This is a genomic window from Streptomyces sp. JH34 (assembly GCF_029428875.1).
GTDB lineage: Bacteria > Actinomycetota > Actinomycetes > Streptomycetales > Streptomycetaceae > Streptomyces.
Genome location: NZ_JAJSOO010000001.1, coordinates 6758733 through 6772081 on the forward strand (window position 1 = coordinate 6758733; position 13349 = coordinate 6772081).

Consider the following 13349-nt stretch of genomic DNA (forward strand, 5'->3'; position numbering starts at 1 on the left):
GCCTTACCTAAGTTGAGGAGTACCGGTGAGTAATCCCTTCGAGGACGAGAACGGCACCTACCTGGTGCTCGTCAACGACGAGGGGCAGCACTCGCTGTGGCCCGCCTTCGCCGAGGTGCCCGGCGGCTGGACCGTCACCCATCAGGCGGACACGCGCCAGGCCTGCCTCGATCACGTGGAGCGGAACTGGACCGACCTGCGGCCCAAGAGCCTGATCGAGAGCATGGCCGCCGACTCCGCCTGAGCGGCGGGCGTCGCACCGCGGACGCGGTGCGACGCCCCCGCCCGTGGGGCACGTCACCGGTATCCGGCGGGGTCCGCCGGCCTGCCCGCGCCTTCGACCCACGCCCCCGCCCGTGGGGCACGTCACCGGTATCCGGCGGGGTCCGCCGGCCTGCCCGCGCCTTCGACCTCGACCAGGTAGCGCCAGCAGTCGGGGCGTGAACCGTCCAGGTCCGTGAAGCCGTACTCCTGGGCGAGCCCGCCGCTGGAGAGCGACTGACCGTTCCGGCGCGCGACGTCGGCGTCGCCGGCCAGCGCCGCGACCGCGCGCCCCACGTACGCCGGGCTCTCCGAGATGCAGAAGTGCGGCACCGTGGCCAGCGCGTCGCGCCAGTTGTCCTCGGTGACCCCGAACGCGTCGAGCATCATCTCCGACCGCATCCAGCCGGGGGTGAGCGCCACCGCCGTCCCGCCGTGCGGTTCCAGCTCGTGGGCGAGCACGAACGCCGTGCGGAGCACGCTGTTCTTGACCAGGTCGTAGAAGTACGAGTTGCGGTAGTGCGCGCTGTTGTACGCGGACGTCCCGTCGGTCATCTCGACCACGAGCCCGCCCGGCCCGCGCACCAGCAGCGGGAGAGTGAAGTGGCTGGTGATCGCGTGGGTCTCCACGCCCAGCCGGAGCAGCCGCAGTCCGTCGTCGAGGTCGTGCTCCCACACCGGCTTGTCGAACGCGAACAGCCGTTCCCCGCCCCAGACGTCGTTGACCAGCACGTCGAGCCGTCCCTGCTCCGTGTCGATGCGCTCGGCCAGGGCGCGGACCTGATCCGGCACCAAGTGGTCGGTCGGCACGGCGATGCCGGTTCCGCCCGCCGCCGTCACGAGCTCGGCCGTCTCCTCGATGGTCTCGGGCCGGTCGTACTCCGAGCGTCGTTCCCGGGTCGTGCGGCCGGTGACGTAGACCGTGGCACCCGCCGTGCCGAGCTGTACGGCGATGCCGCGCCCGGCTCCCCGTGTGGCCCCAGCGACCAGAGCGATCCTTCCGCCGAGGTCCGGTGCCGATGTGCCGGGCATGAGTTCCATCGAGTTCCCCTGTTCTGTGCGCGCGTACGGCCGGCGCCCTTCGTCGGCGCCGGTCTCCGACACCATGCTCGACCCGAAACGCGACATCCTGTGTCGTGTTTTGCCGTCCGGTTCACGGATGCCGCGCAGACGTGGGAACCCGCGCGCCACGGCAACGGAAACCGCGCGCCACGGCAACGGAGCCCGCCCTCCCGCCCGTGGTGACGGGCGGGAGGGCGGGTGCTGATCGCGGGGTCGTACCCGTCAGGATTCCTCGCTGACCGCGGCCTTCGGCGCAGGGCCGGCCACCGCCGGTGCCAACTCCTCGCGCCGTGACCGATGGGACATCCAGGCGGCGACCAGGGCGCCCGAGATGTTGTGCCACACGGAGAACACCGCGGCAGGCAGGGCCGCCAGCGGGCTGAAGTGCGCGGTGGCGAGGGAGGCGGCGAGCCCGGAGTTCTGCATACCGACCTCGAAGGCCATGGCCCGGCTGGCGGGCCGTCCGAGCCCCGAGACCTTGCCCGCGCCGTATCCGAGCGCGAGTCCGAGGCCGTTGTGCAGCACGACGGCGATCAGCACGGTCATGGCGGCCGACTTGATCGCGCCGGCGCTTCCCGCCACGACCGCGCAGACGATGGCGGCGACGGCCACCGACGACAGCCAGGGCATCAGGCCGAGCACCCGGTCGACCAGCTTGCCCGCGACCAGCCGTACGACCAGACCGCCGACGACCGGAAGCAGCACGGTCTTGAGGATGTCCGTGATCATCGATCCCGCGTCCACCGGCAGGTACGCGCCCGCCAGCAGCAGGGTGAGCGGCGGCGTCACCAGGGGAGCCACCAGCGTCGAGACGGTGGCCACGGAGACCGACAGCGCCACGTCACCACGGGCCAGGAACGTCACCACGTTCGACGCCGTGCCGCTCGGCGCGCAGCCGACCAGGATGAGTCCGGCCGCCAGCTGGGGCGGCAGTCCGAGCAGATGGGCGATGGCCCAGCCGAGTCCCGGCATGATCACGTAGTGCGCGACCAGGCCGATGGCCACGGCCCACGGACGCTTCGCCACGCCCCTGAAGTCGAGCGGGGTCATCGTCAGGCCCATGCAGAACATGACGATTCCCAGCAGGTACGGAACCGATTCCGTCCAGCCGTCGAACGTGCCCGGGGTGACGAGACCGGCTACGCCCGCCACGAGCACGAGGACGGGGAACACCGTGACGGCGCGGCGCGCCGCCTTGTCGTCGGAGGCCGGTTGATCAGGGGTTATCTGTTCGGTTTGCACAGGCGCGATGAGACGCCGCAGGCAAGGGCCTCCGCAAGCGCGTCTCGCCATGCGGACGAGATGTCCAGTATGCGTGCGCCGAAGGTCCCTGCCCGAGCGTCCTCCCGTACGGTCACAGCCGTAGCTCACGCCCCTGCCAGCGCCTCCGCAGCCAGCGGTCGTGGCCGGCCACGACGATCGCTCCTGGCCCCGCGCCCATGGCGGCCTCCAGCTCGTCGCAGAGCCTGGGGGACAGATGGTTCGTGGGCTCGTCGAGCAGCAGCAACTCGGGCGGGTGCGCCACCAGGAGGGCCAGCGCGAGACGGCGGCGCTGACCGACGGACAGGTGACCTACCGGCCTTCCCAGGTCCGCCTCGCCCATCAGACCCAGCGAACTCAGCGGCACCGCGTCCGCGCGCTCGTCGCCGAGCGCCAGCGAGTAGGTGTCCCGGACGGTGCGGTCGGGCCGCTCGAACACGGTGTCCTGGGTCAGCAGACCCACCGAGAGACCGCCCTCGCGCCGTACGACTCCGTCCGGTGCGAGGTGTCCGGCGAGCACGGCCAGCAGTGTCGACTTCCCCGCCCCGTTGTCACCCGTCACGAGCAGGCGATCGGTCGCCGTCACGTCGAGGCGGTCGAGCGTGAGGCGCCCCGGCACCCGTACGTCGCGCAGGGAGACGAGGGTCCCGTCCGCCGTGGGCCCCGCGAGCGCGGTGCGGCGGAACCGCAGCGGCCGGGGCGGTTCCGTGATCCGGTGCCGTTCCAGATCGTCCAGCCTCCGGGAGGCGTTACGCACCCGGCGTGAGATCTGGCTCTGCACCCGGCCGGCCCGGAGCCCGTAGCCCATCTTGTTGTGGTCACGCGGCCCTCGGTCCGGAGCGACCCGGTGCGTGGTCGTGCCGATCGACCGGTGCAGCGCCTCCAGCTCCTCCTGCTCCTCGGCGTACCGGCGTTCCCAGCGCTCGCGTTCCGCGCGCTTCTCGGCCTGATAGGCGGTGTAGTTGCCGCCGTACCGCACAGGCCCCTCCGCCGCCGGGTCGAGGTCGATCACGTCCGTGCACACCGCGTCGAGGAACGCCCGGTCGTGGCTCGCCACGACGATCGCCCCGGGCAGGCCGCACACCTGCTCCTCCAGGAACACGGCGGCGGCGTCGTCGAGGTGGTTGGTCGGCTCGTCCAGCAGCAGTGCCGAAGGCCGCCGGACCAGCAGGGAGGCCAGGGCCAGCCGTCCGCGGAGGCCGCCGGACAGGGACCCGAGGGTGCGGTCCCACGGGATCCCCCCGAGGCCGAGGCCCTCCAGCACCACCGCGGCCCGGCGGTCCGCGTCCCACGCCTCCTGTTCCTGCGCGTGCTCGAGACGCCGGCCGTAGGCGTCCAGCAGGGCGGAGTGGCCGGGGGAGCCCTCCTCGGTACGGGCCAGCCGCTCCGAGAGCCGTTCGAGTTCGGCGAGGCCCTCACGTACCTCGCCCAGCGCCTCGTCGAGCACGTCGGCGACCGTGTCCGCGGCGTCGAAGGGCATCTCCTGGTGCAGGAAACCCAGATCGGCGGGTCGGGTGATGCTGCCCGCGTCCGGTTCGTCGGCACCGGCGAGGAGGCGGAGCACCGTCGACTTGCCGACTCCGTTCTCCCCGATCAGCCCGATGCGGTGGCCGGGGGACGCGGTCAGGGAAAGGCCGTCGACGATCCGGCCGGTACCGAAGGACCGGACGACGTCGCGTGCGAGCAGGGCTGTGGGTACGTCGGACACGGGTATGACCTCGCGTGACAATGCGGGCGGACGGACGTCCGCCCGGGGCGGGCACGGGAAACGGGCACGACACACGGGGGCCGGGCGGCACAGGGTGCTTTCGCACCTGCCGTCGGCCGGTCACACATCCATCCGGGTGTCACCCGGAGATGTCGTCGTCCCCCACCATGTCCGGTCTCCTCATCGAGGATTCAAGGTCCGGGCCGACCCTAGCAGCCGCCTGTGAGCCGGTCCTGAGAACCCGTCGTCGTCACTTGCCCGACCCGACCGGGTCGACCGTGATGCGGGGGCCGGAGCCGGAGTCCACGGGGACGCTGACGGAGAGGGACACACGGTGCGAGTGGGTCTCGTCCGGGGGTGTCACCATCGCCGAGGTGAAGGTGACACCCGAGCCACCGCCGGTGTCCGGCGGGAAGTGCAGGGAGAAGTTGGTGCCCTCCCCGGGGGACAGTTCGACCGTCGGGATCGTCCGGCCGCTGCTGCGCCCGGCGCTCACGGTCCCGGCCTCACCCTTCAGGTCGAGGCCGGGGAAGCCGTGCATCGAGCACGACGAGGACCCGGTGTTCTTCAGGTTGATCAGCACCTCGCCCTCCGCCATCCCGCCCGAACTGCTGAAGGCGAGGTCCGCGGTCCGGCAGATGTCACCGTACGGCGCCCTGGCTGAGGGTGAGGCCGCGGCCTGCGCGTCACCTCCGCCAGGACCCTCCGCGTTCCGGGACCCGGTGGAAGCGCTCGGGCCGTCGGTGCCGCCGGTGCCTGAGGGCGCCCCCGTCGGTGCCTTCGCCGACGCCGACGCCGATGCCGAGGCGTCCACGGATCCGGAAGCCGCGGACGCGGACGCCGCCGCGTCGGTTCCGGTGCCGTTCCCGCTGGTACAGGCGGTGAGCGACAGGGCGGCCACCGCGGCACCGGCGATGACGACGCGGGTCTTCTGAAGGCGCATGAGTTCCCCCGGGATGAGGACCGGCTGCTCCGTACGAGCACTTCCATGTGCAATACATGCGATTGTTCCGCAGGTGTGGCGTGCCGAGCCGGGAGCACCACCTGGGGTGGACGACCGCCCCGTCACGCGACCACAAGAGGCTCGTGCCCGTCATGAGCCCCGCCATGTGCGCCGGACAGCGGTGGCCCGGGGATGCGGAGTGCCGCGCTTGCGGGCAGCGTTGGGGGAGTGTCGCAACTGCTGAGAACCCGGTGGATCCCCGTAGGCCTCATCGTGCTGGCCGTGGTGGTCGACCTGGTCACCCCGCACGACGTGACATCCGCGCCGCTCCTGATGGCCGCGCCCGTCGCCGCGGCACCGCTCCTCGGCGTCCGCGGGATCATCGGGGTCGGTGTCGCCTCGATGATCGTCCACGCGTTCCTCGCCCACATCGACGGGACCTTCGGCTGGCGCGCGGGCGTGGCCAACCAGCTCACCCTGGCGGCCGTCACCGCCCTCGCCGTCCTGATCCACCGCACCCTGCGCCGCCAGGACGACCGCGCCCGGCGCGCCCGGCACGTCGCGGCCGTCGCCCAGCGGGCCGTACTGCCGAGGCCTCCGTCCCGGCTGGGGGACCTGCACATCGAGGCGCGGTACGTGCCGGCCGAGAGCGAGGCCCTGATCGGCGGAGACCTGTACGTGGTGCAGAGCACCCCGTACGGGATCCGGGTCATGGTCGGTGACGTGCGAGGGAAGGGCCTCGGGGCGGTCAGCGCCGTCAGCGCCGACCTCGGCGCCTTCCGGTACGCGGCCGACGAGTCCGAGGATCTTCCGGAGTTGGTGTCCCGGCTGGAACGCGCCCTCCTGCGTGAGGGCGGACGGCGCGGCGGCCAGCAGCAGGAGGAAGGCTTCACGACGGCTCTGATCGCGGAGTTCTCCAAGGACCTGGAGACCGTACGGCTGGTCAACCGTGGCCATCCGCCTCCGGTCCTCATGGACGCGCTGGGCCGTGCCACGCTCCTCGAGGCGTCCGAGGAGGCGCCTCCGCTGGGCATGAGCGACCTGGGTTCCTGGGCCTCCCCGGTCGACAGCTTCCCCTTCCCGGCGGGCTCGACCCTGCTCTGCTACACCGACGGCATCACCGAGTCCCGTGACGCCACCGGACGTTTCTACGATCCGGTCGCCCGCCTGCCACTCGTGTTCGTCCGGCGTGCGCGGGGCGGCCGTCTCTCGCCGGGGCAGATCCTGGACGTGCTGATCCACGACGTCCGCCGTCACGTCGGCGGAAGGCCCCAGGACGACCAGGCCGTGCTGGCCCTCCACCGTGCCCCCGCCGGATCCGGGACCGTTCCGCTCGGCTCGGACGGGGGGACCGCGCCGACGGCCTCCCCGGGCTGACGGACAGGCGGAGCGCGCCGCCCGTCCCCGCCCGTTTGCCGTACCGAAGGCTGGACATGCTCCGTTTCGTGACGGAAAGTCGTGAAGCGATGACGTGGACGCTGAAGAGCGAGCGGCCGGAGGCCGCCGGGTACCTGACGGTGCGGTGCCGCACCTACGTGCAGCCCGACGGCAAGGAGTCGGACTGGGACATCCTGCGGGGCTCGCCGACGGTGGCCCTCGTCGCGTTCACCGAGGAGGGACGGGGCATCCTCGTGCGGCAGTACAGGCCCGGCCCCGGCAAGGTGCTGGCGGAGCTTCCCGGCGGGATGATCGAGCCCGGTGAGGACGTGCTGCACGCGGCGGCGAGGGAACTCCTGGAGGAGACGGGGTACCGCGCGGGGACGGTCGAGGTCGTCCTCAAGACCTACCTGGCGTCCTACGCCACCCACGAGAGGTACGCGGTGTTGGCCAGGGACTGCCGCAAGGTCGCCGAACCCACACCCGACGCCGAGGAGTTCGTGGAGCCGTTCACCCTCGCGCCGGACTCCTTCACGGACCACCTCCTCGGCGGGGAGTACACCGACACGGACATGGGCCTCGCCGGCCTGGTCGCGGCGGGACTGCTCGTCAGGAGGAGCTGAAGGACCTGTGCGGGTGCGCGCGCGGGGGAGGCGGGACGTGTGCACTCATGGACGCTCGACGACATGCCCGATCTCTCCGGCACCACCGCGGTGGTCACGGGGGCCGACAGCGGGACAGGCGCCGTCACCGCGCTCGCCCCTGGCACGGTCCGGGGCCAGGACATGGACACGGCCTGGATGCTGTGGGACGAGTCGGCGCGCATCACCGGGACGGCCGCCGACGCCGTCTGAACGCGACTTCGCCCACGCTCTCCCGGTGGGAGGGCGGGGGCGGTCGCAGCGCACTCAGACGGCTGCCAGCCGCAGGTCCGCCCCTCCGGCGCGCAGCCCTTCCGCGGCGGCCTCCGCGAGGGCGTCATCGGTGACGATGGTGTCGAACGCGCCGAGCGGAGCCACCCGGAACTTGCCGAACGTCCCGTACTTCGACGAGCCCGCGACCAGCACGCTCGCCCCCGTGCACTCCATCGCCGCCTGCTTGACCTCCACCTTCGCCGCCGAAGGGGTGGTCACGCCGCGCAGCAGGTCCCAGGAACTGGTGCTGATGAAAGCGATGTCGAGCGCGAGCTGACGCAGTGTCGTGGCAGCGAGCCGGCCCACGCTCGAACGGTTGGACGGGTCCACCTGGCCGCCGATGTGTATGACGTCGAGGTGCGACGAACCCATCAGACGGTCGACGGTCGTGAAGTCGTTCGTGACGACCGTCAGCGACTCGTGGCGTGCGAGCAGCGGCACCATGGCCAGCAGCGTCGTGCCCGCGTCGAGGTAGACCGTCATGCCCTCCTGTACCAGGCCGGCGGCGACACCGGCCATGGCCTCCTTCTCCGGCTGCTCTATCAGCGACTTGGCCTGGAAGCTGGGCTCGCTCCGGAGATGACTGGCGATCCGGGCCCCGCCGGGCACGGAGAACACGAGCCCCCGGCGTTCCAGTTCGGCGATGTCGCGGCGGACGGTCATGTGGGAGACGCCGAAGAGCTGGGTGATCTGCTGCACGCTGAGTACCCCGTCGCGCCGCAGGTGCTTCAACAGGAGCTCGCGCCGTTGATCGGGGATCAGGGGCAACTGCTCTTCGTCGGCCACTGCTTCTCACCTTTCCTCGCGCGGCCACCGCGGCCGCTGCTCGATTGTGCCGTCCGGGCCCGGACCGTCCCAACAGGGCACGGCGTTCAGGACCCGACGAACGTGCTCAGCAGGAGTACTCCGCCGAGGCTGAGCAGCGACTGCAGGGACAGCATCAGTGTCCAGGTGCGGAACGTCTGGGCGACCGAGAGCTGGTAGTACTCCTTGAACAGCCAGAACCCGGAGTCGTTGACGTGCGAGAGCATCACCGCGCCCGACGCCGTCGCCAGCACCAGCAGTTCCGGGGAGAGGCCCGGATAGGCGCCGATCAGGGGAGCCACGATTCCGGTGGCGGCGGCGGTGGCCACCGTCGCGGAGCCGAGGCAGATGCGCAGGAGCGCGGCCACCAGCCAGGCGAGGAGCAGCGGGGGGATCGACCAGTCCACCGCGTAGTCGGAGATCAGCTTGTCGATGCCGGTGGCGGTGAGCATCGCCTTGAGGCCGCCGCCGGCGCCCAGGATCAGCACGATCCCACCGACCGGGCCGAGTCCCTTGCCCGCCATCTTCTGGAGCTGGCCCAGGCCGAAGCCGGAGCGGAGGCCCAGGGCGAAGAAGGCGAAGACCACCGCGGCGAGCAGCGACATGACCGAGGAGTCGCACGCCTCGAAGACCGCGTAGGGCAGGGAGCCCTCCGCGGTGTTCGCGGTGCCGACGGTCCCGATCAGCATCAGGACGGGCGGCAGCAGCACCGTGATCAGGGCCAGGGTGAAGGAGGCCGGCCGCTTGCGGTTCTCCGGCTCGGGGCTCGACTCGGGTATGGGGCCCTTGTCCAGGTCCGGGGCCGGACCGAACCACCGTGAGGCGAACCTCGTCAGCAGCGGTCCGCTGATCACGGCGATCGGGATGCCGATGATCAGACCGTAGAGGATGGTCAGGCCGGTGTTCGCCCCGTACGCGGAGACGGCGAGGGTCGGGGAGGGGTGCGGCGGGAGCAGACCGTGCGAGATGTAGAGGCCGGCGGCCAGCGGCAGTCCGACGTACAGCAGGTGCGTGCCGGTGCGCTTGGCGACGGCGTACACCAGCGGTACGAGCATCACGAAGCTCACGTCGAAGAGATGCGGCATCCCGATGAGCAGGGCCGCGGCCGTGATCGCCGTGGGGATCCACTTGACCGGACGGGCGCCGATGAAGACGGTGGCGATCCGGTCCGCTCCGCCGGAGCCCAGCAGGATGCCGCCGAGTATGGTGCCCAGTCCGATCGTGGGACCGGTGCTCTTCAGGGCGTCGCCGAAGCCGTCCTGGAAGTGCTCGACGGTGTCGCCCGGGCCGAGGCCGGCGGCGAGTCCCAGACCGAGCGCGGACAGCGCCAGCGCCATGAACGGGTGGAGCTTGGCCTTGGTGATCAGCAGGATCAGGACGACGACCGCGGCGGCGCCCAGCAGGAGGTTCTGGAGGTCGGTGCTCATCATCGGCTCGCGTGGGTGACGGGGGTGCCGGTGGCGCGCGACGCACGCCCGGAGGTCCAGGCGTGGAGCAGGTCCGCGTCCGGGTCGGCGAGGTCGCCGAGCGTGATCAGGGCGCCGGCCCGCACGTCGCGTCCGAGCGTGGCGTGCGCGGCGAGGTACAGCGGAGCCGCGTCGGCGGGAGCGTCCTCGTCACGCAGGAGGACGGCCTGGACGCCGGTGACGTCGTGGTGGTGGCCGCCCATGTCCAGCACGGTGCCGGCGGGCAGATCGCGTTCGGTCCGTCCGGCGAGCACGGCGTGGGCCCGCGGGTCGGTGCCGCCGGAGGGCCGGCCGTGGAGCACCGCGGACAGCAGCGAGACCGGCGTCTCGACGCCCATCAGGTGGTACGGCAGGTAGATCGCCGCGTAGCGCCCGTCCCGGCTGACCACGTGGCCCTTGCCGCGCAGCGTCTCCCAGGTGACCGGGTCACCGGTCCGTACGACGACGAAGACGCCACCGGCGAACGAGGCCTCGTCCGGCAGCCGCAGCGCGCTGAACACGTCGACGGCGCCGGTGCGGTGCAGCACGCCCCCGTCCTCGCGCAGGGAGTAGACGTCGGCCAGCTCGGCGATGCGGGCGACCGGGTAGTGCAGGCGCTCGACGTCCGGCCGGAAGCCGGTGCCGGTCGCGACCACCGCCATCTCGCAGTAGTCGGCGGTGGCGCCGGTCGGCAGGGCGGCCACCGCGGCCGCGCGGGCGGCGAGCGTGGCGCGTACGTCGGAGCCGAGGCCGAGCAGCCCGGCCAGTCCGGGAGCGGGGACCGTGGTGTCGAGCTGGGTGACGGAGCCGGTGGCGGGGTCGAACACGAGGTCGTACTCGCTGGACTTGCCGATCGCCACGATGTCCAGGCCGAGCAGTTCCGCCCAGGTCACGAGTGCGATGAGGTTCGCGGGCTGGTCGCCGTCGGCCGTGGTGTAGACGACGCCGTTGTCGCGGGCCAGATCCGCGAGGTGCAGGCCGGCGACGGAGTCGACCTCCTTGCTGACCATGGCGACGTGACGTCCGCCGGTCAGGGCCTCGCGGGCCATCGCGTAGCCGTCGGCGGGGCTTCCGGTCGCCTCCACCAGGATGTCCCACGGGGCCGCGGACAGCAGTGCGCCGTCCGCCACCAGGGCGACGGCCCCCTGCTCCGCGGCGCGCGCGACCTCGCCGGCGTCCGCGCAGACGGCCATGCGGTCCGTCGGGTACCCGAGCTCGACGAGCATGTCGCGCAGCCGCTCCACGTCCCGGTCGCACAGGACGGCGGGGGCCAGGCGGCCGATGCGCGGGGTCTGCGCCAGCAGGGTCCGGGCGAAGCCGCCGCCGGCTCCGGACAGTGCGTAGCGCACGATCCGGTCGCCGGTTCCGGCGAACAGGTGATGCAGGTTCATTGGCTCTCCTAGACGGGCGCACGGCTCGGTTCAACGGCTCCGGCTGACGCGGTCTCGGCCACGGCACGAGCGCCACACGGGAGCGTGTTAACAAGATGTACCAGCAGATATCGTCTGCGTAAAGTCTGTTAACATTTTTTCACACACAAGTTCACAGGTACATCAGACGCCGGGGATCTCCACCCGGCACCGCACACCGACCCAAGGAGGTCCGATGCCGACCCTCGGGGCCATCGCCGACGACTTCACCGGAGCAACCGATCTCGCCACCATGCTCGTCGCCCGGGGCCACCGGACCGTGGTGACCGTGGGTCCGGAGTCCCTCTCCGAAGGTCCGGGGAGAGCGGCTGTGCGTGACGCCGACGCGGTGGTGGTGGCCCTCAAGTCGCGTACCTCGCCGGTGGACGAGGCCGTCGGCACGTCGCTCGCGGCCCTGCGCGCCCTGCGCAGCGCCGGCTGCGAGCGCTTCTACTTCAAGTACTGCTCCACCTTCGACTCGACCCCGCGCGGCAACATCGGGCCGGTCGCCGACGCATTCCTCGCGGAGCTGGGCGAACGCCGCACGGTGGTGGTCCCCTCGTTCCCCGCGACCGGCCGCACCGTCTACAAGGGCCGTCTCTTCGTCCACGACGAACTCCTCGACGAGAGCCCCATGCGGCACCACCCGCTCACACCGATGCGCGACTCCCACGTCGGCCGGCTGCTCACCCCGCAGACCCGCCACCCGGTCCGCCTCGTCGGCCTCGACACCGTGCGGCAGGGCGCCGAGGCGCTGCGCGCCGCTCTCGACGCCCCGGAGCTCGCCGACGCCCTGGTCGTCGTGGACGCCGTGAGCGACGAGGACCTGGTGACCGTCTGCGCGGCCACCACCCACCTCGCCCTCGTCACCGGCGCTGCGGGCCTCGCCCTCGGGCTCACCGGCCCGCACCCCGAAGCCGCCCGTGCGACACCCGCGTCCCGCCCCGGCGACCCCGGCGTCGTCCTCTCCGGCAGTGCCTCGTCGGCGACCAGGGCCCAGGTCGCCCACGCGCGCGCCCGCCTCCCGCACCGCAAGCTCGACATCGCCGCCCTGCGCGCCGACTTCACGGGTGAGGTCGCCGGACTCGTCGGCTTCGTGCGCCGGTCCTGGGAGGCCGAGCCGGGGAAACCACCCCTCATCCACTCCGTCGACGACCTCGGCGATCTCGAACAGACGGCGCCCGATGACGGCCCCGCCGCCTCGGAACTCGTCGAACGCGCCCTCGCCACATGTGCCACCGCCCTGGTCGCCGCAGGCGCCCGGCGCATTCTCGTCGCCGGGGGCGAGACGTCAGGCGCCGTCGTCACAGCCCTCGGGGTCCGCACCCTGTCCATCGGCGCGCCCATCGCCCCCGGCGTCACCTGGGCACGCGCCGACGGCCGGGCCCACGGCCAGGACCACACGGTGGACCTCGCCCTGAAGTCGGGCAACTTCGGCGACACCGCCATCTTCACGGAAGCCTGGAGCGCGCTGGCATGAGCGACCCCCGCACCGAACTCGCCGCCGCCGGCGCCCGGCTGGCGGCCCTGGGGCTCAGCCCGGGTTCCTCCGGCAACCTGAGCGTCCGGGTCGACGACCGCATCCTCATCACCCCCACCGGCGCCGACCTCGCAGAGGTCGACCCCGACCGGCTCAGCGTGCTCGGTCTCGACGGCACCCACCTCGACGGACCGCGTCCGTCGAAGGAGTTCCCCCTGCACGGCGCCTTCTACCGCCGGGACGCCGCCACCCGGGCCGTCGTGCACCTGCACGCCCGGAACGCCACCGCCGTGTCCTGCCTCCCGCCGTGGTCGGCCAGGAGCGCGCTGCCGCCGCTCACCCCGTACTTCGTGATGCGGGTCGGGCAGACCCCCCTCGTCCCCTACGCCCCACCCGGCGACCCGGACCAGGCGGAGGCCCTGGCCCGGCTGCCCTTCCCGCTCCGCGCGGCACTCCTCCAGAACCACGGGCCCGTCCTCGCGGGCCCCACGATGGCCCGCGCCGTCGACGCCGCGGTGGAACTGGAAGAGGTGTCCGCGCTGCTCCTGTCACTGGGGGAGCGGACCCCCCGGCTGCTGACACCCGAGGAGGCGGGCGCGCTCGCCGAGACGTACGGCTCGCCGTGGGGCGGGCGCTGACGAACGCCGGGACGGCGGCGGCCGGGTGAGGAGCGTCTCACCCGGCCG

At 72.2% G+C, this 13349-nt stretch carries 12 protein-coding genes and 1 pseudogene; 6 read left to right on the plus strand and 7 right to left on the minus strand.

All coding sequences use genetic code 11. The annotated features are described in order from the left end of the window. The first annotated feature begins 25 nt into the window (after window positions 1-25). Window positions 26-244, plus strand: coding sequence for an MbtH family protein (locus tag LWJ43_RS30385; protein WP_277335373.1), 219 nt, complete (start codon window positions 26-28; stop codon window positions 242-244). 122 nt (window positions 245-366) lie between these two features. Here LWJ43_RS30385 and LWJ43_RS30390 read toward each other — a convergent pair whose 3' ends face one another. The 4 genes from LWJ43_RS30390 to LWJ43_RS30405 form a co-directional block, all read right to left on the minus strand. Beyond that, a complete protein-coding gene (locus LWJ43_RS30390) occupies window positions 367-1302 on the minus strand; it encodes an SDR family oxidoreductase (protein ID WP_277335374.1) in 936 nt (311 codons plus the stop codon). Between the two features lie 243 nt (window positions 1303-1545). Next, window positions 1546-2565, minus strand: coding sequence for a bile acid:sodium symporter family protein (locus LWJ43_RS30395; protein ID WP_277335375.1), 1020 nt, complete (start codon window positions 2563-2565; stop codon window positions 1546-1548). A 112-nt stretch (window positions 2566-2677) separates the two neighbouring features. Continuing rightward, complete coding sequence (locus LWJ43_RS30400; protein WP_277335376.1) at window positions 2678-4291, minus strand: ABC-F family ATP-binding cassette domain-containing protein; 1614 nt, start codon at window positions 4289-4291, stop codon at window positions 2678-2680. A 250-nt stretch (window positions 4292-4541) separates the two neighbouring features. Next, window positions 4542-5234 (minus strand): DUF4232 domain-containing protein, encoded by a 693-nt coding sequence (locus tag LWJ43_RS30405; RefSeq protein ID WP_277335377.1) that lies wholly within the window; start codon window positions 5232-5234, stop codon window positions 4542-4544. A 192-nt stretch (window positions 5235-5426) separates the two neighbouring features. Between LWJ43_RS30405 and LWJ43_RS30410 the strand changes: the two genes are divergently transcribed. The 3 genes and pseudogenes from LWJ43_RS30410 to LWJ43_RS30420 all read left to right on the plus strand — a co-directional run. Next, entirely contained in the window at window positions 5427-6611 is a 1185-nt protein-coding gene (locus LWJ43_RS30410) for a PP2C family protein-serine/threonine phosphatase (protein WP_462100919.1), read from the plus strand. 68 nt (window positions 6612-6679) lie between these two features. Continuing rightward, window positions 6680-7234 (plus strand): NUDIX hydrolase, encoded by a 555-nt coding sequence (locus tag LWJ43_RS30415; RefSeq protein ID WP_277335379.1) that lies wholly within the window; start codon window positions 6680-6682, stop codon window positions 7232-7234. A 39-nt stretch (window positions 7235-7273) separates the two neighbouring features. Further along, window positions 7274-7397 (plus strand): annotated as a pseudogene (locus LWJ43_RS30420) (short-chain dehydrogenase); the annotation flags it as partial. Between the two features lie 122 nt (window positions 7398-7519). Here the strand turns inward: LWJ43_RS30420 and LWJ43_RS30425 are convergent. From LWJ43_RS30425 to LWJ43_RS30435, 3 genes are all read right to left on the minus strand, one after another. Next, complete coding sequence (locus tag LWJ43_RS30425; protein WP_277335380.1) at window positions 7520-8311, minus strand: DeoR/GlpR family DNA-binding transcription regulator; 792 nt, start codon at window positions 8309-8311, stop codon at window positions 7520-7522. Between the two features lie 86 nt (window positions 8312-8397). Next, window positions 8398-9756, minus strand: coding sequence for a GntT/GntP/DsdX family permease (locus LWJ43_RS30430; protein ID WP_277335381.1), 1359 nt, complete (start codon window positions 9754-9756; stop codon window positions 8398-8400). After that, window positions 9756-11165 (minus strand): homoserine dehydrogenase, encoded by a 1410-nt coding sequence (locus LWJ43_RS30435; protein ID WP_277335382.1) that lies wholly within the window; start codon window positions 11163-11165, stop codon window positions 9756-9758. Before LWJ43_RS30435 ends, LWJ43_RS30430 begins: the two co-directional genes overlap by 1 nt. Window positions 11166-11379: 214 nt before the next feature. Here LWJ43_RS30435 and otnK point away from each other — a divergent pair, with 214 nt between their 5' ends. Beyond that, on the plus strand, window positions 11380-12663 hold the full coding sequence (gene otnK, locus LWJ43_RS30440; RefSeq protein ID WP_277335383.1) for a 3-oxo-tetronate kinase: 1284 nt from the start codon (window positions 11380-11382) through the stop codon (window positions 12661-12663). Beyond that, window positions 12660-13301: a class II aldolase/adducin family protein gene (locus tag LWJ43_RS30445; RefSeq protein ID WP_277335384.1), complete on the plus strand. Its 642-nt coding sequence runs from the start codon at window positions 12660-12662 to the stop codon at window positions 13299-13301. The genes otnK and LWJ43_RS30445 overlap by 4 nt, the downstream gene beginning before the upstream one ends. Window positions 13302-13349: the final 48 nt, after the last annotated feature.

Excerpts from the sequence above, each read along its gene's own strand:
- LWJ43_RS30435 (WP_277335382.1), bottom strand. The coding sequence starts at position 11,165 with ATGAACCTGCATCACCTGTTCGCCGGAACCGGCGACCGGATCGTGCGC.
- LWJ43_RS30445 (WP_277335384.1), top strand. The coding sequence starts at position 12,660 with ATGAGCGACCCCCGCACCGAACTCGCCGCCGCCGGCGCCCGGCTGGCG.
- otnK (WP_277335383.1), top strand. The coding sequence starts at position 11,380 with ATGCCGACCCTCGGGGCCATCGCCGACGACTTCACCGGAGCAACCGAT.
- LWJ43_RS30430 (WP_277335381.1), bottom strand. The coding sequence starts at position 9,756 with ATGAGCACCGACCTCCAGAACCTCCTGCTGGGCGCCGCCGCGGTCGTC.
- LWJ43_RS30410 (WP_462100919.1), top strand. The coding sequence starts at position 5,427 with ATGCGGAGTGCCGCGCTTGCGGGCAGCGTTGGGGGAGTGTCGCAACTG.
- LWJ43_RS30390 (WP_277335374.1), bottom strand. The coding sequence starts at position 1,302 with ATGGAACTCATGCCCGGCACATCGGCACCGGACCTCGGCGGAAGGATC.
- LWJ43_RS30405 (WP_277335377.1), bottom strand. The coding sequence starts at position 5,234 with ATGCGCCTTCAGAAGACCCGCGTCGTCATCGCCGGTGCCGCGGTGGCC.